The 19,288-nt window shown below is 74.0% G+C and carries 16 protein-coding genes; 9 read left to right on the top strand and 7 right to left on the bottom strand.

All coding sequences use genetic code 11. The features are described 5' to 3' along the window. Positions 1-62 precede the first annotated feature (62 nt). From JK356_RS17970 to JK356_RS17950, 5 genes are read right to left on the bottom strand one after another with little or no spacing between them, the layout of a single operon-like run. Positions 63-1,370 carry a DUF58 domain-containing protein gene (locus tag JK356_RS17970; protein ID WP_201869418.1) on the bottom strand — a complete coding sequence of 436 codons (1,308 nt, stop codon included), beginning with the start codon at positions 1,368-1,370 and terminating at the stop codon, positions 63-65. Continuing rightward, on the bottom strand, positions 1,370-2,335 hold the full coding sequence (locus JK356_RS17965) for a MoxR family ATPase (protein ID WP_201869416.1): 966 nt from the start codon (positions 2,333-2,335) through the stop codon (positions 1,370-1,372). The genes JK356_RS17970 and JK356_RS17965 overlap by 1 nt, the downstream gene beginning before the upstream one ends. 2 nt (positions 2,336-2,337) lie before the next feature. Then, positions 2,338-3,603, bottom strand: a complete 1,266-nt coding sequence (locus JK356_RS17960) for a DUF4350 domain-containing protein (RefSeq protein WP_201869414.1) — start codon at positions 3,601-3,603, stop codon at positions 2,338-2,340. Further along, positions 3,600-4,265, bottom strand: a complete 666-nt coding sequence (locus JK356_RS17955) for a DUF4129 domain-containing protein (RefSeq protein ID WP_201869413.1) — start codon at positions 4,263-4,265, stop codon at positions 3,600-3,602. Before JK356_RS17955 ends, JK356_RS17960 begins: the two co-directional genes overlap by 4 nt. An 11-nt stretch (positions 4,266-4,276) precedes the next feature. After that, on the bottom strand, positions 4,277-5,437 hold the full coding sequence (locus tag JK356_RS17950) for a glycerophosphoryl diester phosphodiesterase membrane domain-containing protein (protein ID WP_201869411.1): 1,161 nt from the start codon (positions 5,435-5,437) through the stop codon (positions 4,277-4,279). 233 nt (positions 5,438-5,670) lie between these two features. On the opposite strand from JK356_RS17950, the gene mtrA reads away from it, so the two are divergent. From mtrA to JK356_RS17920, 6 genes are all read left to right on the top strand, one after another. Further along, positions 5,671-6,348 (top strand): two-component system response regulator MtrA, encoded by a 678-nt coding sequence (gene mtrA, locus JK356_RS17945; RefSeq protein ID WP_201869409.1) that lies wholly within the window; start codon positions 5,671-5,673, stop codon positions 6,346-6,348. Between the two features lie 121 nt (positions 6,349-6,469). Further along, entirely contained in the window at positions 6,470-8,311 is a 1,842-nt protein-coding gene (gene mtrB, locus JK356_RS17940; RefSeq protein ID WP_236671526.1) for an MtrAB system histidine kinase MtrB, read from the top strand. Continuing rightward, a complete protein-coding gene (locus tag JK356_RS17935; RefSeq protein WP_201869400.1) occupies positions 8,301-10,130 on the top strand; it encodes an LpqB family beta-propeller domain-containing protein in 1,830 nt (609 codons plus the stop codon). The genes mtrB and JK356_RS17935 overlap by 11 nt, the downstream gene beginning before the upstream one ends. An 80-nt stretch (positions 10,131-10,210) precedes the next feature. Continuing rightward, positions 10,211-10,942, top strand: a complete 732-nt coding sequence (locus JK356_RS17930) for a ComF family protein (protein WP_201869398.1) — start codon at positions 10,211-10,213, stop codon at positions 10,940-10,942. Between the two features lie 302 nt (positions 10,943-11,244). Further along, a complete protein-coding gene (hpf, locus tag JK356_RS17925; RefSeq protein ID WP_201869396.1) occupies positions 11,245-11,946 on the top strand; it encodes a ribosome hibernation-promoting factor, HPF/YfiA family in 702 nt (233 codons plus the stop codon). Positions 11,947-12,085: 139 nt separating this feature from the next. After that, complete coding sequence (locus JK356_RS17920; protein ID WP_201869459.1) at positions 12,086-12,832, top strand: response regulator transcription factor; 747 nt, start codon at positions 12,086-12,088, stop codon at positions 12,830-12,832. Between the two features lie 54 nt (positions 12,833-12,886). On the opposite strand, the gene JK356_RS17915 is transcribed toward JK356_RS17920, so the two are convergent. Continuing rightward, complete coding sequence (locus JK356_RS17915) at positions 12,887-14,110, bottom strand: winged helix-turn-helix domain-containing protein (RefSeq protein ID WP_201869394.1); 1,224 nt, start codon at positions 14,108-14,110, stop codon at positions 12,887-12,889. Between the two features lie 150 nt (positions 14,111-14,260). Here JK356_RS17915 and secA point away from each other — a divergent pair, with 150 nt between their 5' ends. Then, positions 14,261-17,107: a preprotein translocase subunit SecA gene (secA, locus tag JK356_RS17910; protein WP_201869393.1), complete on the top strand. Its 2,847-nt coding sequence runs from the start codon at positions 14,261-14,263 to the stop codon at positions 17,105-17,107. 65 nt (positions 17,108-17,172) lie between these two features. Here the strand turns inward: secA and JK356_RS17905 are convergent, their stop codons facing one another. Further along, positions 17,173-17,598, bottom strand: coding sequence for an Rv3235 family protein (locus JK356_RS17905; RefSeq protein ID WP_201869385.1), 426 nt, complete (start codon positions 17,596-17,598; stop codon positions 17,173-17,175). 140 nt (positions 17,599-17,738) lie between these two features. Between JK356_RS17905 and JK356_RS17900 the strand changes: the two genes are divergently transcribed. After that, positions 17,739-18,242, top strand: coding sequence for a hypothetical protein (locus JK356_RS17900; protein ID WP_201869383.1), 504 nt, complete (start codon positions 17,739-17,741; stop codon positions 18,240-18,242). A gap of 60 nt (positions 18,243-18,302) precedes the next feature. Next, positions 18,303-19,136 (top strand): HAD family hydrolase, encoded by an 834-nt coding sequence (locus JK356_RS17895; protein ID WP_201869381.1) that lies wholly within the window; start codon positions 18,303-18,305, stop codon positions 19,134-19,136. Positions 19,137-19,288: the final 152 nt, after the last annotated feature.

Genomic DNA, 19,288 nt, shown 5'->3' with positions numbered 1-19,288 from the left:
TTTTGTTTCTGCGATCCACACCGCACTGAACCACGGGAGAGAAGACCGGCGAAAGGCTGGGCTCAGAGCCTGCCCGCCATCTTCAGCGCCAGATAGGCGTCAGCGAGAGCAGGGGGCAGGTCCTCGGGCGGGGCCTCGACGACCGTCACACCGGTGTCGCGGAGCCTGCGGACCGTACGGGCGCGTTCCAGCTCGTGGCGAGCGGCGGCCGCGGCCTCGTAGACGGCGCTTGGGGTGCCGCGGGAGCGGGACATCTCGGCGATACGGGGGTCTGCCACGGCCGCGACGATGACCGGGTGCCGCGCGGTCAGCCGCGGCAGTACCGGCAGCAGTTCCAGCTCGACGGGAGCCGTCTCCAGCGTCGTGAACAGCACGACGAGAGAACGCCGCGGGGCACCCGCCATGGCGGCCGTGACCATGCCGGCTGCGTCCGTCTCGATGAGTTCGGACCGCAGCGGGGCCAGAGCCTGCACGACGGCCGGCAGCACATCCCCGGCGCGCCGCCCCCGCACAGCGGCGCGCACCGCCCGGTCGTACGCCAGGAGATCCACCCGGTCCCCGGCCCGCGAGGCGAGCGCCGTCAGCAGCAGCGCCGCGTCCATCGCCGCGTCGAGGCGCGGCACGTCGCCGACCCGCCCGGCGGACGTGCGTCCCGTGTCGAGCACCAGCAGCAGATGCCGGTCGCGTTCCGGCCGCCACGTGCGGACCGCCACGGTCGACTGCCGCGCCGTGGCACGCCAGTCGATGGACCGGACGTCATCCCCGGGCACGTAGTCCCGCAGGCTGTCGAACTCGGTGCCCTCGCCGCGCGCCAGCACCGCCGTACGCCCGTCCAGCTCCCGCAGCCGGGACAGCTTCGCGGGCAGGTGGCGCCGGCTGGTGAACGGCGGCAGCACCCGCACCGTCCACGGCACCGCGTGGCTGCCCTGGCGCGCCGCCAGCCCCAGCGGCCCGTGCGAGCGGACCGTGACGCGCACCGACTGGTGGTCACCGCGCCGCGTCGGCGCCAGCACCGTCGTCAGCCGCCGCCGCTCGCCCGGGGGAACCGTCAGCCGGTGGCGGGACGCCTCGTACGGGGTGCCCGGCTGCCAGCTGCTCGGAGGCCAGGCGTCACGCAGCTTTGCGCGCAGCAGGCGGCCGGAGGGATTGGTGACGGTCAGGTGGACCTCGGCCCGGTCGCCGAGCCGCGCGGAGGCGGCGCCCGAGCGCTCCAGCCGAAGCGACCGCACCGGAGCGGCCCGCGCCAGGTCGTACAGGACCGCCGCCAGCAGCGGCAGGGCGACCGCCAGCACGCCGTGCCAGCCGGGCAGCAGCGCGACGACGAACACGCCGGAGGCCGCCAGCGCGGCCGTGCGTCCCGTGAGCGCCATCAGCGCGGCACCGGGACGTGGGACAGCAGGCCGGTAAGCACGCTGTCGGCCGTGACCCCCTCCATCTCGGCCTCCGGCCGCAGCCGCACCCGGTGGCGCAGCGTCGGCAGGGCCAGCGCCTTGACGTCGTCGGGGATCACAAAGCCGCGTCCCGACAGCCACGCCCAGGCGCGGGAGGTGGCGAGCAGCGCCGTCGCGCCCCGCGGCGAGACGCCCAGGGCCAGGGAGGGGGACTCGCGGGTGGCGCGGCACAGATCCACGACGTAGCCGGTGACCTCGGGCGCCACCGACACGTTCGCCACCTCCCGCCGGGCGGCGGCCAGTTCGGCCGGCCCGGCCACGGGGCGCACCCCGGCGGCGTCCAGATCGCGGGGGTCGAACCCCGCGGCGTGGCGGGTGAGGACGTCGATCTCCTGCTCGCGCGAGGGCAGCGGCAGGTTGAGCTTGAGCAGGAAGCGGTCGAGCTGCGCCTCGGGCAGCGGGTAGGTGCCCTCGTACTCGACCGGGTTCTGCGTGGCGGCGACCATGAACGGCTCCGGCAGCGGACGCGGGGTGCCGTCCACGGAGACCTGCCGCTCCTCCATGGCCTCCAGCAGCGACGCCTGTGTCTTCGGCGGGGTGCGGTTGATCTCGTCCGCCAGCAGCAGGTTCGTGAACACCGGGCCGGCCTGGAAGGAGAACTCGGCGGTACGGGAGTCGTAGACCAGCGAGCCGGTGACGTCGCTCGGCATCAGGTCGGGCGTGAACTGCACGCGCTTGGTGTCCACGTCCAGGGCCGTGGCCAGCGCGCGGACCAGCAGCGTCTTGGCGATGCCGGGGACGCCCTCGAGCAGCACGTGTCCCCGGCACAGCAGGGCGACGACCAGGCCGGTGACGGCGGCGTCCTGGCCGACGACGGCCTTGCCGATCTCGCCGCGCAGGGCTTCGAGCGCGGCGCGCGGGCTTGCAGCGGGAGGGGCGGTCACGGTCAGCGGTCCTTGTCTGTCGTCGGTTCGGGGTCGCGCAGACCCGGGGCGGGCGAAGCGCCGTGCGCCCCCAGGCCGCGTTCCAGTGCGTCGAGATCGTCCGCGAGGCGGACCAGGGCATCGTCGTCGGGCGGGGCGGGCCCGAAGAGCAGGTCCCGTACGGCCACGGCGCTCACGCCGCCGGAGCGGGCGGCCACGGCGGCGGGCAGCGCCCCGTCGGCGTGCGCGGCAGCCGGCGGCAGCCCGGTCGCGCGCGCCAGCCGGACGCGGCAGGCGGCCCGCAGTGCCTCGGCCGCGCGGTCACGGGCGCCCGACTGGTGGTAGAGGCGGGCGTGGCCCTCGGTAGTCTCCGCCGCCCGGACGGTGACGGGCAGCCGCTCGGTGACGACTGGGCCCAGGCGCCGGGCCCGCCAGACGACGGTCAGGCCCAGGGCGATGGCCAGCTGGAGTGCCGCCCAGCGCCAGCCCGGGTCGATCAGGCCGAAGAAGCTCTCCTGCTCCCCGGCCGGCTCCCCCGCGGCAGGGGGCAGGAACCACGTCAGGTGCTCGCGGGTGCCGAGCAGCTGGAGCGCGAGCGAGGCGTTGCCCAGCTCGTCGAGGCGCTCGTTGTAGAGGATGTCGGGGGAGCCCAGCAGGACGGTGTCGCCGCCCGCGGCCGTGGCCAGCGAGACGAGCGCGGGCGGCGACGGGGCGTCGTCGACGGGGTAGCAGGCGAAGTCTGGCGGGGGCTCCGCCGCGGGCAGCAGGAAGCCGTAGCCGCCGAGGCGGGCGCTGCCGGCCAGGCGTCCGGGTGCCTCGGCGCCACGGGCGGTGGTGCAGGCGGGGGCCAGCTCCGCGGCCTCGTACGGGCCGCTGGCGGTGACGCCGGGCGCGAAGGCGTCCAGCACCGTCTGGTCGGGGGCGACGAGGACGGTGCGGCCGCCGGAGCGGGCCGTGGCGGTGGCCAGCCGGTCCAGCTGCCGCTCCGGCAGGCGCTCCGGATGGACGATGAGCAGCGTCGTGCCGGGGCCCGTGGCGTCGGCGGCCTCGGCGGCGGTGGTGGCCTCCGTGACGCGCACGCCCTGGTCGGCGAGGAGCTCGGCGACGGCACGGCTGCCGTGCGGGGCGGCGGAACGGGGGTGGAGCGCGCCGTCCTCGCCCGCGCTGAGCAGGGCGATGACCGCGCCCGCCAGCAGCAGCACGACGGCGGCGGCGAGGATGCCGCGGCTCGCGCGCCACAGGCCGCGGGCGTCGGGCGACACCGAGGTGCCGGCGGTGGCCGCGGTCACGGGGCGGTCCAGGAGGGTGCGGGCCCCGGCGGGGCGGGGCGGGTGCGGCGCTGCTCCTCGTCGAGGCCGCGCAGGAACGCGTAGTCTGACGCGTCTGCCCGCTGCCCGCCGTAGGTCACGGCGTCGAACGTGGTAGCGGCAGCGCGCAGCCGCCCGGCCAGGGCGGGCAGGCGGGCACCGGCCTCGGCGGCGGCCTCGTCGGCGGTGCGGCCGGGACGCTGGTCCAGCAGGGCGCGTTCCTCCAGGGACCGCACCACGGCGCGCAGCCGGTCGCGGACCGCGTCGTCCCAGCGGCCGGCGCGGGCGTGCTCCTCCGCCGCAGCGCGGTACTCGGCGGCGCTCAGCGGCCGCTCGGTGAACAGCGCCGGGCGGCGGGGCCCGGCGGCCGAGCGGAGCGCGCCGAGGCGCAGCCGCACCGCGATGACCAGGGCGAGCACGAGGACGGCGAGGACCAGCAGGCCGAACCAGCCGCCGGGGGTGGCGAAGGCCGCCGACTCCAGGACGCCGAAGACGCGGTCCCAGATCCAGTCCCACGCGCGCCGCACCAGGCCCGGCTCGTGTTCGGCGTAGACGCGCCGCGACAGTTCGCGCTCGGCGGCCTCGCGGGCCGCCTCCCGGTCCAGGGTGACCGGGGGGCCGGGCTCGTCGGCCGCTGGCAGCACGGAGACCGTCCTCAGCTCTCGCCCGCGGGGCGGTCGACACCGGCGGCGCGGGCCAGCTCCAGGTCCAGCGCCTCGCGGCGGATGCGCAGGTCGATGTAGAGGAGGGCGGTGACACCGGCGCTGATCGGGAGCGTGATCGTGGAGGAGATCACCGCGCCGATGCCCGTGATGGCCAGGTACGTCCAGCTGGTCTCGGTCACGGAGCCGCCCAGGACGCCGGAGTCGTCGCCGGAGACGAGCCCGGCGATGGCGGAGGCGGGCAGCTCGACGATGCTCGCGACGACGAACACCAGGACCAGCACCAGCAGCTGGATGCCGAAGACACGCCACCAGGAGCCGCCGACCAGCTTCCAGGACCGGCGCATGGCCTGCCGGACGCCCTGCCGTTCCAGCATCAGCGCGGGTGCGGCCAGCGACAGGCGCACCCACAACCACACCCCGAGCACGGCGCCGCCGATCACACACAGCGTCGTGAGCCCGAAGCTGCCGGTCAGCGCGGCGAGCAGGCCGGGCCCGCCGACGGCAAGACCGGTCAGGAGCGGGACCAGCAGCGACAGGCCGAGCAGGCGCAGCAGCCGGGGGCGGGAGTCCTGCCACGCCTCGCCGAGCGTGACGCCGCGGCCCAGCACGGCGCGGCTGACGACGATGGTGAGCATCGCGGTGGCCAGCACCGTGGCGAGCAGGGTGAGCACGCCGGTGACGGAGGAGAACGCCAGCAGGTCGTTCAGGGCGTCCCTGAGCTCCTCGGTGGTCGGCTCCGGGTTGTTCTCGAGCGCGGCGAGGCCGCTGCTGTCGCCGAGCCAGACGCGCATCGCCACCGTGGAGATGACCTGGGTGACGACGGCCACGGCCAGTGACACCGTCAGGACGGTGCGCCAGTGGGCGCGGGCGGTGGAGACGGCGCCGTCGAGCATCTCGCCCACGCCGAGCGGGCGCAGCGGGATGACGCCCGGTTTGGGGGACGGGGGGTGCTGCTGCCAGCCGCCCCATCCCGAGGGCTGCTGGCCCCAGCCTTGCTGGCCGCCGCCCCAGCCCTGCGGAGCGGCGGGGGGCGGGGAGGGCGGCGGCTGGTTGCCGTGGCCGGTGCCCTTGCCGTCGTCGCCCGGGCTGTGGCCGGGGCCGTCGTCGGGCGGCGGGGCTCCGGGTGAGGTCCAGCCCGGCGAGTCGCTCACGGTGTCTCCCAGTTGGCTCTCGACCGATCCGTTGTCCGTGTGTTGCTGTGGAGTTCTCTCGTTCAACCTCTCGTTCAACGCGGTCCTGCCGCCCATCGTGCCATGGCGCCTTGGGGGGCGCGCCAGGCGCGGGGTGCGGGTAGGGTCGCCGGGGGGATACGGCTGACCCGGCGGGGGAGCGTTCTGTGGCACCTTGGGCAGGGTCATGATGAGTGCAATGGGATGATGAAGGCATGAAGGGACGCGTACTCGTCGTCGATGACGACACCGCGCTGGCGGAAATGCTCGGCATCGTGCTGCGCGGGGAGGGATTCGAGCCGTCTTTCGTCGCCGACGGGGACAAGGCCCTGGCCGCTTTCCGGGAGATCAAGCCGGACCTGGTGCTGCTTGACCTGATGCTGCCGGGCCGCGACGGCATCGAGGTGTGCCGGCTGATCCGGGGCGAGTCCGGGGTGCCGATCGTGATGCTGACCGCCAAGAGCGACACGGTGGACGTCGTGGTGGGCCTGGAGTCCGGGGCCGACGACTACATCGTCAAGCCTTTCAAGCCGAAGGAGCTGATCGCCCGGATCCGCGCCCGGCTGCGCCGCTCCGAGGAGCCGGCGCCGGAGCAGCTGGCCATCGGCGACCTCGTGATCGACGTGGCGGGGCACTCGGTGAAGCGCGGCAACCAGACGATCTCGCTGACGCCGCTGGAGTTCGACCTGCTGGTGGCGCTGGCGCGCAAGCCGTGGCAGGTGTTCACGCGCGAGGTGCTGCTGGAGCAGGTGTGGGGCTACCGGCACGCCGCCGACACCCGGCTGGTCAACGTGCACGTCCAGCGGCTGCGTTCCAAGATCGAAAAGGATCCGGAGCGGCCGGAGATCGTCGTGACCGTGCGCGGCGTGGGCTACAAGGCCGGGTCCAGCTGAGGTGAACGCGCGGGCATGGTGGCACGGTCCCCGGCTGCTGTCGGACGCGGCGACGGGCGGCCGGGCGCAGCCCGCCATACGCATATTCGGGCGCTGGGCGCGCGGTCCGCTGCTGTCGCTGATGCGGCTGTGGCGGCGGAACATCCAGCTCCGCGTCATCGCCAGCACGCTGCTGATGTCGCTGGCGGTCGTGCTGGTGCTCGGCTTCGTGGTGGTCGGGCAGGTGCGCAACGGGCTGCTGGAGGCGAAGCGGCAGACGGCGCAGAGCCAGGCGGACGGCGGCTTCGCCGTGGCGGAGGAGCTGGCGGCCAACGCTGGTGAGGGCGCGGCGGAGAGCGGCCCGGGGCAGGGGCAGACGACCGATCCCGGCACCTGGATGACGGGCGTTGTGCAGCAGCTGGCCAGCGGCGGGCAGGGCGTGTACTCCGTGGTGGCGCTCAGCTCCGAGCTGCCCGGGTCGTTCAGCGGCGAGGGCGTCGCCTCGCCGCGCGGCTCGCGCGCTTCGGCGGACGTGTGGCCGGAGCGGAGCGTGCCGGAGGAGCTGCGGGAGGCGCTGGACCGGGATCCGGCGACGCACCGGCAGTACGGCACGATCTACCGGCCGGACGGGAGCACCGAGCAGGCGCTGATCATCGGCAAGCGGGTGCGGGACAACCAGGGCAATCCCTACCAGCTGTACTACCTGTTCCCGTTCACGCAGGAGGAGAAGACGCTCGGGCTGGTCGCGGGGACGATCGCGACGGCCGGGCTGTTCGTCGTCGTGCTGCTCTGCGCGATCGCGTGGATGGTGGTGCGGCAGGTCGTGACGCCGGTGCGGATGGCCGCGCGGATCGCGGAACGGCTGGCGGCGGGCCGGCTCCAGGAGCGGATGAAGGTCAGCGGCGAGGACGACATCGCGCGGCTGGGCGAGTCGTTCAACAAGATGGCCCGGAACCTCCAGGTGAAGATCCAGCAGCTGGAGGAGTTGTCGCGGATGCAGCGCCGCTTCGTGTCGGACGTCTCGCACGAGCTGCGGACGCCGCTGACGACGGTGCGGATGGCGGCGGACGTCATCCACGAGGCGCGCGACGACTTCGATCCGGTGACCGCGCGGTCGGCGGAGCTGCTGCTGAGCCAGCTGGACCGGTTCGAGTCGCTGCTGGCCGACCTGCTGGAGATCAGCCGGTTCGACGCGGGTGCGGCGCGCCTGGAGGCCGAGCAGACGGACCTGCGGGACGTGGTGTACCGCGTCGTGGAGGGCGCGGAGCCGCTGGCGGAGCGCAAGGGCAGCCGGCTGCTGGTGCGGGGCGACCGGCTGCCGGTGGTGGCCGAGGCCGACCCGCGGCGGATCGAGCGGGTGGTGCGGAACCTCGTGGTCAACGCGATTGAGCACGGGGAGGGCCGCGACGTGGTGGTGCGGCTGGCGTCGAGCGCCGACGGCCAGGCGGTGGCCATCGCGGTGCGGGACTACGGCATCGGGCTGAAGGAAGGCGAGGCGGAGCGGGTGTTCAACCGGTTCTGGCGCGCTGACCCGGCCCGGGCGCGGACGACGGGCGGCACGGGCCTGGGCCTGTCGATCGCTGTCGAGGACGCGCACCTGCACGGCGGCCGGCTGGAGGCCTGGGGCGAGCCGGGCGGCGGGGCGCAGTTCCGGCTGACGCTGCCGCGGCAGGCGGGCGGGCCGCTGCGCTCCTCGCCGCTGCCGCTGGTGCCGCCGGACGCGCGGAGCGCGCGGAAGGCACCTGAGGCGCGGGAGAACGGCGGGGCCGGGGGACCTGCCGGGGGACCCTCCGACGCAGCTGCCGGTGGGGCCGGCGGGTCCGGTGAACGGCGTGAGCACGAGGCGCCGGATGGGGCCGGCAGCATCCCCGGGCAGCAGGACGCCGAGGGGCGGGCTACCGCGGGCGCGGGCGCGCCGGGGCCGTCGGCCCCGACGGGGTCCGCAAGCGCCGGGCCCGGGAGGGAGCGCGGAGATGAGCCGTAACAGAGCGCGGCGTGTGGCGCGGCGTGCCGGGGCGGCGCTGGCGGTGCTGCTGGCGGGGGTGACGCTGGCCGGCTGCGTGGCCATGCCGGGCAGCGGGCCGGTGCAGCGCGTGGACTCCTCGCAGCGGTCGGAGGGCGACTCGCAGGTGCGGGTGTGGGGGGTGAGCCCGCAGGAGGGGATGTCGCCGCTGGAGATCGTGCGCGGCTTTCTGGAGGCCACGACCAGCGACGAGGTCGACTTCGAGACGGCCAAGAAGTACCTGACGCCGGAGCGGCAGCGCCAGTGGGACCCGTTCCACGGCACGACGGTGCTGTCGACGGGCCCGGCGCTGGACACGGTGGCCGCTCCGCCGCTGGCCGGCGGCGAGACGCAGGCGGTCACCGTCAGCGGGCAGCAGGTGGCGGCGGTGGATGCCGCACACGTGTACACGCCGCTGCGGAACGACTACGTGGAGACGTTCGAGCTGCGGCTGGTGCGCGGTGAGTGGCGCATCGACGACCTGCCCGACGGGCTGGTCATGGGCGAGGCGGACTTCGAGCGGAACTACCGCTCGGTGGACACCTACTACTACACAGACCTCGGTCCGGAGGACGCGCGGGTCACGAACGGCCGGGGCGTGCTGGTGGCCGACCCGGTGTACGTGCGGCGGCGCATCAACACCGTGCAGGAGACCGTGCGGTCGCTGCTCGACGGGCCGAGCGCGTGGCTCGGCCCGGTGGTCACCACGGCCTTCCCCGAGGAGGCCGAGATCGCCTCGGGACGCGCCGCGTACATTGACGACTCCGACGCGCTGACGGTGCGGTTCTCCGGGATACCCGCCGGCCTGCCGCAGGCGCAGTGCGACCGGATGGCGGCGCAGCTGCTGCACACGGTGCAGGAGGTGTCGTCGACGCAGATCAGCGAGGCGCGCGTCGCCAACCAGGCGGGGACGCAGCTGTGTGCCCTGTCGGCGCAGGACGCGGAGGAGCTCGCGCCGGGCCTGCTCGATGGGCAGGCGTCGCAGGCGTATGCGCTGACCGAGGAGCGGACGCTGGCGGCCTTCCAGGGCGAGGAGCGGCCGGAGCCGGTGAGCGGTGCGCTGGGGCGGGGCGAGGTGCCGCTGCGGGACGCGGCGGTCAGCCGGGACGAGAAGCGGGCCGCGGGGGTGTCGGCCGACGGTTCGTCGCTGTACGTCAGCCCGGTCGAGGGCAGTGATCCGCTGGGGGAGCCGGTGTACGCCAGGTCGCTGTCGGACGACGGTGATCCGGGGCTGACGGGGCCGAGCTGGGACGGCCTGGGCGACCTGTGGTTCGCGGACGGCTCGCACCTGATGCGGATGCGGGACGGCCAGGGGGAGCCGGAGCGGGTGCCGGTCGCCGGGCTGGGCGAGGACCAGCGGATCGAGGCGCTGCGGGTGGCCTCGGACGGGGTGCGCGTCGCGATGCTGATCAGTGAGGGCGAGCGGACGACGCTGCGGCTGGGGCGGATCGAGCGCGCGGCCGGCGAGGAGGGCGTGAGCCTGGCGGTGAACGGGCTGCGGGCGGTGACGCCGCAGCTGGAGCATGTCTCGGCGGCGTCGTGGGCGGCGGAGAGCCGGCTGGTCGTGGTGGGCAGGCCCCGGGACGGGGTGGAGCAGCTGCAGTTCGTGACGACGGACGGCTCGACGCCGACGGTGACGACGGCCCTGCCGGGGCTGAACGACGTGACGGGCGTGGCCGCGTGCGAGTCGGACAGCCAGCCGCTGCTGGCGCAGACCGCCGACGGCATCGCGCGGCTTGAGGACAGCACCCAGTGGAAGCTGGTGCCGGGCGACGGTTCCGGGCCGTTCTATCCGGGCTGACGGCCGGCCGCCGGCTGGCCGCGGCGGTTCGCTCGTGAGGGGGATGGTGGTACCCCGGGGCGGCCGGTGATCGTGGAGGCATGCGCGGCTGGTGGCGGGAGATGGGCGCGCTGGTGCTGCCGACGGCCTGTGCCGGGTGCGGTGGTGGCGGCGGGCCGCTGTGCGGACGGTGTGAGGGCCTGGTGGCGGGCGGCCGGGCGCGCCGGGTGCGGCCGTGGCCGCCGCCTGCGGGGCTGCCCCCGGTCTATGCGGTGGGGGAGTACGCGGATGAGACGCGGGCGGTGCTGCTGGCGCACAAGGAGCGGGGCGTGCTGGCGCTGGCCGGCGTGCTGGGGCGGGCGCTGGCGGTGAGCGTGCGGGCGGTGCTGGAGCGGGCCCGGGCGGCGGGCGGTGCGGCGCCGGATGTGGTGACGCTGGTGCCGGTGCCGTCCTCCCGGGCGGCGGTCGCCCGGCGGGGGCACGACCCGGTGCGGCGTGCGGCGCGGGCCGCTGCGGCCCGGCTGCGGCGGGAGGGGGAGCCGGTACGGGTGCGGGCGGTGCTGCGGCAGCGGCGGGTGGTCGCCGACCAGTCCGGGCTGAGGGCGGCGGAGCGGGTGGCCAACCTGGCGGGTGCGCTCGTGGCCGTGGGCCGGGGCGTGGCCGGCGGGGCGCCGGTGGTGCTGGTCGATGACCTGGTCACCTCGGGGGCCTCGCTGGCGGAGGCGGCGCGTGCGGTGGCGGCGGGCGGGGGCGCGGTGCTGGGGGCGGCGGTGGTCGCGGCGCGGCCGCCGGGGCCGGCGGAAGCCGAACCTGGCGGTAGGGGTGCCGGGTAGGGGGTAACCGAGGTACGTTCGAGAGAAGAGGGGCGCAAGCTCCGGTATCCACCCATACGTGCATATGTGAGCGCTGCGGTTCCCGTGCCGTGTCCTGTGTGTGCACGCGCACGGCACCGCACCGGACCACTCCTGGCGAACAGGTGGGATGTTGATCTTCCTCCCTGGGGAGAAGCCCGGGACAAGGAGGTGAGCCACTACCCGAGGCAAGAGCCGGAGGGGCCGCGATGGCCGCCCCGGCCCGAGTGCACCAAGGAGGCGCTCCGCCAGAGCCGGTGGAGCCTTCCGGAACGGAGTTCCGCGTGGACATCGTCGTCAAAGGCCGCAAGACAGAGGTACCGGAGAGATTCCGCAGGCACGTCGCCGAGAAGCTGAAGCTGGACAAGATCCAGAGAATCGACGGCAAGGTGACCCGCCTGGACGTGGAGGTCTCCAAGGAACCGAATCCGCGCCAGGCAGACCGTTCCGACCGCGTGGAGATCACGCTGCGGCACCGGGGCCCGGTGGTGCGGGCCGAGGCCGCCGCGGCCGACCCCTACGGCGCGCTCGACCTGGCCGTGGAGAAGCTGGAGTCGCGGCTGCGGCGTCAGCATGACAAGCGCAGCTGCCGCCGCGGCAGGCGCCGTATCCCGGCGAGCGAGGTCAGCGCGGTGGTGCCGGGTGTGGCGGTGCTCGACCGGGACGGCCAGCTGGCGCCGCCGGCGGCGGAGGAGGAGGCCGCTCCCGCTCCGGTCGTGCGCACGCAGGGCGGTATCGAGGTGCAGGGTGACGGTCCGCTGGTGGTGCGGGAGAAGACGCACCGGGCGGCGCCGATGTCACTCGATCAGGCCCTCTACGAGATGGAGCTGGTGGGGCACGACTTCTACCTGTTCGTCGATGCCGAGACCAAGCAGCCGAGCGTGGTCTACCGGCGGCGCGCGTACGACTACGGCGTGATCCACCTGGAGACCGATCCGCTGGCGGCCGTGCCGCCGGACGGCGCCGGCAGCGCGACGGGCGGCTGATACCGGTGTCAACCCCCGGCCGGGCGTGGTCTCGGCCGGGGGTTGTCGTGGAATCATGGGGCGCACCGGCGTCGCTCGCGCCGGACTAGCCGCTGTGCAGGGTCGGTTGACGGGACGGTGTCCCGTGGGGGAGGAGCGGATGGTGGACGGTTTCGGGCCTACGATGCCCCGGGGCGTACCGCCGGGTGAGGAGGAGCGGCCGGCCGCGGCAGAGCGGACGGAGCCGATCAGGGTGCTGGTGGTCGACGACCACGAACTCTTCCGGCGAGGCCTGGAGATCGTGCTGGCCCAGGAGGAGGACATCCAGGTCGTCGGCGAGGCGGGGGACGGCACGGAAGCGGTCGAGAAGGCCGCGGACCTGCTGCCGGACATCGTGCTGATGGACGTGCGGATGCCCCGGCGCGGCGGCATCGAGGCGTGCACGGCGATCAAGGACGTGGCGCCCAGCGCGCGCATCATCATGCTGACGATCAGCGACGAGGAGGCCGACCTCTACGACGCGATCAAGGCCGGTGCCACGGGCTATCTGCTCAAGGAGATCTCCACGGACGAGGTCACGGCCGCTATCCGCGCGGTCGCCGACGGCCAGTCCCAGATCAGCCCGTCGATGGCGGCGAAGCTGCTGACCGAGTTCAAGTCGATGATCCAGCGCACGGACGAGCGGCGTCTGGTGCCCGCGCCGAAGCTCACCGACCGGGAGCTGGAGGTGCTGCGGCTGGTGGCCACCGGGAAGAACAACCGGGACATCGCCAAGGAGCTCTTCATCAGCGAGAACACCGTGAAGAACCACGTGCGCAACATCCTGGAGAAGCTCCAGCTGCACTCCCGGATGGAGGCCGTGGTCTACGCGATGCGGGCCAAGATCCTGGACCTGGAGACGAGCTGAGCGCCGCTCCCGCGCCCCCGCGGCCGGCCGCATCTGCCCGCCAGGCGGCTGGTTTCAGCGGTCGCGCAGCGCCGCCGCGACGGCGTCCGCCAGCGGCCGGGCCAGCTCGGCGGGGGTGGTGCGCTCGACGCGCACGTCGTCGCACCCCACCCAGGAGGCGGCCTCGACGAGCGCCCCGGCCATCGCCGGCACGGCCTTGCGCGCCCGGGCCGGGGAGCCCTCGAACGCCGCGTGCCGCGCCAGCAGCGTGCCGCCGTCGCGGGCCGGGTCCACCCGGCCGAGCAGCCTGCCGCCCGCCAGCAGCGGCATGGCGAAGTACCCGTACACGCGCCGGGGCCGGGGCACGTACGCCTCCAGGCGGTGCCGGAAGCCGAACACCCGCTCGGTGCGCGCCCGGTCCCAGATGAGCGAGTCGAACGGCGACAGCAGCGTGGTGCGGTGCCTGCCGCGGGGCGGGGCCGCGAGCGCCGCGGGGTCGGCCCACGCCGGCTCCCGCCAGCCCGCCACCTCCACGGGCGTCAGGCCGGTGTCCGGCAGCACCTCCTCGACCTGGGCGGCCCGCAGCCGGTGGTAATCGGCGAGGTCGGCCCGGGTGGCCACCCCCAGCGCCGCGCCGGCCTGGGCCACCAGCCGCCGCAGGCACTCACGGTCGTCGAGGTCGTCGTGGAACAGCCCGGGGGGCACAGCCCGCTCGGCCAGCTCGTAGACCCGCTTCCAGCCGCGCCGCTCGCGGCACACCACCTCGCCGGTGTCCAGCAGCCACTCCACCGCGATCTTGGTCTCGGACCAGTCCCACCAGGGGCCGCCGTTCTTCGCGCCGCCCAGCTCCGTGGCGGTCAGCGGCCCGGCGCTGGCCAGCCGGGCGCGGACCTCCGCGAGCGACCGCTCGCGGTCGGCCAGCCGGTGCCAGCGGTGCCCGCGCGCCCGCAGCTGGCGGCGGCGGAAGGCGAACAGCGGCCACTCCTCCAGCGGCAGCACGCACGCCGCGTGCGACCAGTACTCGAAGGAGCCGGACGGCCCGCCCGGCGTCCAGTACGCCTCCTCCACGGCCCGCCGCCCCACCGCGCCGAGCCGGGCGTACGGCACCAGCTCGTGCGACCGGGCCAGCACTGAGATGGTGTCCAGCTGGACCGCCCCCAGGCGGCGCAGCACCCCCCGCACGCCCGCGCGGCGGTCGGGCGCACCGAGCAGCCCCTGCGCCCGCAGGGCGATCCTGCGGGCCTCGTCGGCGGACAGGGAGACGGCGGGGCGGGGGCGTGAGCGGGGTGCGGTGGTCATGCGGGCGATCGTAGAGCCGAGCACTGACGAGCACTGACACTCCTCTCCGCGCTCGCATACCATGGCCGGTGCGGCAGTGCCATCTCGTTGTGCCCACGCCCTGAACGAGCCCCAGGCGGCTTAGCCCAACCGGCAAGGAGACAAGCCCTCGTGTCCGTCTTCGACAAGATCATGCGTGCAGGCGAAGGCAAGATCCTGCGCAGGTTGCACCGCGTCAAGCGCGACGTGAACTCCATTGAGGAGGACTTCCTCGAGCTGAGCGACGCGGAGCTGCGGGCACTCACGGACGAGTACCGGGAGCGCCTCGCCGACGGCGAGACGCTCGACGACCTGATGCCGGAGGCATTCGCCACGGTCCGCGAGGCCGCGCGCCGGGTGCTGGGCCAGCGCCACTACGACGTGCAGATCATGGGCGGCGCCGCGCTGCACCTCGGGTACGTGGCCGAGATGAAGACCGGTGAGGGCAAGACCCTGGTCAGCACCCTGCCCGCGTACCTCAACGCGCTGACGGGCAAGGGCGTGCACCTGGTCACCACCAACGACTACCTGGCGCAGCGCGACTCCAAGTGGATGGGCCGCGTCCACGAGTTCCTGGGCCTGACGGTGGGCTGCATCTCGGCCGGTATGAAGCCCGCGGAGCGCCGCAAGCAGTACGCCTGCGACATCACGTACGGCACCAACAACGAGTTCGGCTTCGACTACCTCCGCGACAACATGGCGTGGTCGAAGGACGATCTGGTGCAGCGCGGCCACAACTACGCGATCGTCGACGAGGTCGACTCGATCCTCATCGACGAGGCCCGCACGCCGCTGATCATCTCCGGCCCCGCTGACCAGGCGACGAAGTGGTACGCGGACTTCGCCAAGCTGGTCAAGCGCCTCGAGCGCGGTGAGGCGGCCGTGCCCAGCCGCCAGCAGCCCGAGACCGGTGACTACGACGTGGACGAGAAGAAGCGCACGGTCGCCATCCACGACTCCGGCGTCACCAAGGTCGAGGACTGGCTGGGCATCGACAATCTCTACGAGGCGGTCAACACGCCGCTCGTCGGCTACCTGAACAACGCCATCAAGGCCAAGGAGCTGTACAAGAAGGACAAGGACTACGTCGTCATCGACGGCGAGGTCATGATCGTCGACGAGCACACCGGCCGCATCCTCGCCGGGCGCCGCTACAACGAGGGCATGCACCAGGCGATCGAGGCGAAGGAAGGGGTGGAGATCAAGAACGAGAACCAGACGCTCGCCAAGATCACCCTTCAGAACTTCTTCCGCCTCTACGACAAGCTGGCGGGCATGACCGGTACGGCCATGACCGAGGCCGCCGAGTTCCACCAGATCTACAAGCTCGGCGTGGTGCCCATCCCGACCAACCGGCCGATGGCGCGCAAGGACCAGCCGGACCTCATCTACCGCACCGAAGAGGCGAAGTTCGCCGCCGTCGTGGACGACATCGTCGAGCGGCACCGCAAGGGGCAGCCGGTGCTGGTGGGCACCACCTCGGTGGAGAAGTCCGAGTACCTCTCGCGGCAGCTCAACAAGCGCGGCGTGCGGCACGAGGTGCTGAACGCGAAGAACCACGCGCGGGAGGCCGCCATCGTCGCCGAGGCGGGCCGCAAGGGCGCCGTGACGGTGGCGACCAACATGGCCGGCCGCGGCACCGACATCAAGCTGGGCGGCGACCCGGAGGACATCGCCGAGAAGGAGCTGCGCGCCCAGGGTCTTGACCGCGACGAACACCGCGAGCAGTGGGATGCCGCCTGGCCGGACGCGCTGGCCCGCGCGGAGAAGGCCGTGGCCGAGGAGTTCGAGGAGGTCGCAAAGCTCGGCGGGCTGTACGTGCTGGGCACCGAGCGGCACGAGTCCCGCCGCATCGACAACCAGCTCCGCGGCCGCTCCGGGCGCCAGGGCGACCCGGGCGAGTCCCGCTTCTACCTCTCGCTGGGCGACGACCTGATGCGGCTGTTCAAGGCGCAGATGGTGGAGCGCGTGATGACGATGGCCAACGTCCCGGACGACGTGCCCATCGAGAACAAGATGGTGACGCGCGCCATCGCCTCCGCGCAGGCGCAGGTCGAGCAGCAGAACTTCGAGATCCGCAAGAACATCCTGAAGTATGACGAGGTCCTCAACCGGCAGCGTGAGGTCATCTACGCCGAGCGCCGCCGCGTGCTGGAGGGCGAGGACCTGCACGAGCAGATCCGGTACTTCATGGACGACACCATCGAGGCGTACGTGCACGCCGAGACGGTGGAGGGCTTCTCCGACGAGTGGGACCTGGACCGGCTGTGGGGCGCCTTCAAGCAGCTGTACCCGGTCCAGGTGACGGTGGAGCAGCTCGAGGAGGAGGCCGGCGGCCGCGACGGGCTCACGCCGGAGTTCATCGCCGAGAGCATCAAGGAGGACATCCACCGGCAGTACGACAAGCGCGAGCAGGAGCTGGGCTCCGAGGTGATGCGGGAGCTGGAGCGGCGCGTGGTGCTGTCGGTCCTCGACCGGAAGTGGCGTGAGCACCTCTACGAGATGGACTACCTCCAGGAGGGCATCGGGCTGCGGGCCATGGCGCAGCGCGACCCGGCGGTCGAGTTCCAGCGCGAGGGCTTCGACATGTTCACCGCCATGATGGACGGCATCAAGGAGGAGTCCGTCGGCTACCTGTTCAACCTCGAGGTGCAGGTGGAGCGCCAGGTCGAGCAGGTTCCCGTGCAGGGCGGCCAGCAGGAGTCCGCGGCGCAGGAGCCCGTGCCCGCGGGGGCCGCGAGCGGGGCGCAGGCGGCGCCGACGATCCGCGCCAAGGGCCTGGAGGCGCCCAAGCGGGCCGACCGGCTGCACTTCACGGCCCCGACGGTGGACGGTGCGGGCGGCGTCGTCGAGGGCGACTTCACCGCGGACGGCACCCCGGCGGGCACGCGGACCGCGTCCGGCAGCGCGTCGTCGGGCGACGGCATGAGCCGGGCCGAGCGGCGCAAGGCGCAGAAGGGCCGCCGCCGCAAGAAGTAGCGGGAGGCACCGCAGCGGCGAGGGCGGGCCGTGCCCCGGGCGGGGCGCGGCCCGCCCCTGCCGTCTCAGGAGACGGTGTCCACGTCGACCTCGATGGCGCAGCACTTCCAGCGCCCGCTCCCGGCGCGCTCCAGGCGGAAGGCGAGCGCCCGGGTCCTGCCGCCGGCGTCGATGCGGGCGAAGGCCTCGATGACGTCGGTGTCGGGGCGGCAGGCGCCGACGCCGCGCAGCACCGGCGCCCAGCGCTCGCCGGGCGGCGGGCGCAGGGGCGTGCGCGGTGCGAGCCGGGCGAGCGCGTCGTACGCCTCGGGCCCGGCGTGGCCCAGGAGGGCGTGGACCGGGCGCTGCCCGCTGAGCACGAGCAGCAGCTGCCGTGCGAACCACTCGTGCGGTCTGGCCTGCCCGGTGCGGGGCCGGGGGCGGCCGGGGCGCCGCGCGTCCGCGCGGCCGGGCGGACCGGCCGGCCGCGGAACGCGGTTGCTCGTTCTCATGTGACCACCCCCGTCGAAGCTACCAATCAGTAACGGGGTGGAGTGTAATCAGGCGGTCACGCAGAGGCAAGAGAGGTGGGAGTGACGGAAGAAAGCCGTATCCTTGGCCCCCGCAGTGGCGTCTCACGGAAAGCGGCACGATGCGCGTCTACGTTCCTTACACGCTGCCTCGGCTCGCTGAGCTGCACCGCGCCGGGCAGGCGGGCCCGGCGCCGCTGACCGCCTATGCCGTGACGCCCGCGCTGCGCGAGTGGTACGTCTCCGGCAGCATCGAGGAGCTGGAGTACGCCGCGCTCAGCCGGGCGGCACAGGCCAGTCTCAGGCTGCTGGCGGCCGATCCGCGTGCCGAGCGGCGGCGGGTGGTCCTGGCCGCCGACGTCCCCGACCGCCAGGCACGCGTCGATCCCGGCCAGGCCCTGCGGGCCGAGGCGCTGGGCGAGGTCACGCTGTCCGCCGTCATCCCGCTGACCGACCTGGCCTCGGTCCACGTCGACGGGCCGGAGGCGGAAGCGGACGTGAAGGCCGCCGCGGCGGCGGTCACAGCCGCCGACCAGGGCGACACGGACGCGCAGTTCACGGTCGACGGGGCCCTGGACCACGAGCTGCTGTGGTACGGCGTGCAGGAGATCAGCGACCTGCTGTGAACCCCGGCCGCCCCGGCGCGCTCTACGCGGCTGTCAGTGGCACCGCGTACCGTCGGAAGCATGGCGTCTCCCCGGCGGTCTCCGCAGCGTTCTCCTCAGTCTCCTCAGCGGTCTTCTCAGCGAGCTCTCCACCCCTCCAGCCAGCGGACCACCCAGCGCACCACAGGGCGGTCGCCCGGCCCGGCGCACCTCGTCTGGGACTGGAACGGCACGCTGCTCCATGACATCGACGTGGTGATCGAGGCGACCAACGCCGCGTTCGCGGAGCTGGGGATACCGCCTATCACCCTGGAGCGGTACCGCGAGCTGTACTGCGTGCCGGTGCCCCGGTTCTACGCGCGGCTGATCGGCAGGCCGCCCACGGAACAGGAGTGGGAGGTCATGGACAGCACCTTCCACCGGCACTACTTCGCCCGGGCCGATGCGGCCGGGCTGGCCGACGGAGCCGAGCGGCTGCTGCGCGCCTGGGGCGCGACGGGCCAGACGCAGTCGGTGTGTTCGCTGGCGCCGCACGACCGGCTGCGGCCGTGGGTCAGCAGGCTGGGCATCGACGGCCACTTCGTGCGGATCGACGGCGCGGGCGCCGGCGGCCCGGTGCTGGGCAAGGCCGAGCAGATGGCGCGTCACCTCGCGGCTCTGGGCGGCATACCCGCCGACCGCGTCGTCGTCATCGGGGACGCGGCGGACGACGCCAGGGCGGCGGCGCACGCGGGGGCGCGCGCCGTGCTGCACACCGGCGGCTCGCAGAGCCGCCGCAGCCTGGCCGCGACGGGCGCGCCCGTCGTCGACAGCCTCGCCGAGGCCGTTGCCCTCGCGGCGGAACTCGTGGGTGCCCAGGGTTACACCGGCGGACCCTCGACGGACGACGGCCAGGGCGTAGCCTTTTCTCTGTGATCAGTCCGATAGCGGCCGGGGACCCGGCCGGAGGTGGCGCTGCCGCAGCGCCCGGCTGGTCCCTGACCCGCCCCGGGGACTGGACGGGGCGTTCACCACGGGGCCGCTGCCCGGCCCCGGTTACCCGACGCCGCGCAAGGGCGCGCGGCACC

Source organism: Streptomyces sp. 7-21 (assembly GCF_016741785.1).
GTDB lineage: Bacteria > Actinomycetota > Actinomycetes > Streptomycetales > Streptomycetaceae > Streptomyces.
The sequence above is the reverse complement of the archived record's forward strand: the minus strand, read 5'-3'. Positions and strand labels throughout refer to the sequence as shown.

Excerpts from the sequence above, each read along its gene's own strand:
- JK356_RS17930 (WP_201869398.1), top strand. The coding sequence starts at position 10,211 with ATGCGCGGCTGGTGGCGGGAGATGGGCGCGCTGGTGCTGCCGACGGCC.
- JK356_RS17920 (WP_201869459.1), top strand. The coding sequence starts at position 12,086 with ATGGTGGACGGTTTCGGGCCTACGATGCCCCGGGGCGTACCGCCGGGT.
- JK356_RS17905 (WP_201869385.1), bottom strand. The coding sequence starts at position 17,598 with ATGAGAACGAGCAACCGCGTTCCGCGGCCGGCCGGTCCGCCCGGCCGC.
- JK356_RS17935 (WP_201869400.1), top strand. The coding sequence starts at position 8,301 with ATGAGCCGTAACAGAGCGCGGCGTGTGGCGCGGCGTGCCGGGGCGGCG.
- mtrA (WP_201869409.1), top strand. The coding sequence starts at position 5,671 with ATGAAGGGACGCGTACTCGTCGTCGATGACGACACCGCGCTGGCGGAA.
- JK356_RS17900 (WP_201869383.1), top strand. The coding sequence starts at position 17,739 with ATGCGCGTCTACGTTCCTTACACGCTGCCTCGGCTCGCTGAGCTGCAC.
- JK356_RS17895 (WP_201869381.1), top strand. The coding sequence starts at position 18,303 with ATGGCGTCTCCCCGGCGGTCTCCGCAGCGTTCTCCTCAGTCTCCTCAG.
- JK356_RS17915 (WP_201869394.1), bottom strand. The coding sequence starts at position 14,110 with ATGACCACCGCACCCCGCTCACGCCCCCGCCCCGCCGTCTCCCTGTCC.
- JK356_RS17970 (WP_201869418.1), bottom strand. The coding sequence starts at position 1,370 with ATGGCGCTCACGGGACGCACGGCCGCGCTGGCGGCCTCCGGCGTGTTC.
- mtrB (WP_236671526.1), top strand. The coding sequence starts at position 6,470 with ATGCGGCTGTGGCGGCGGAACATCCAGCTCCGCGTCATCGCCAGCACG.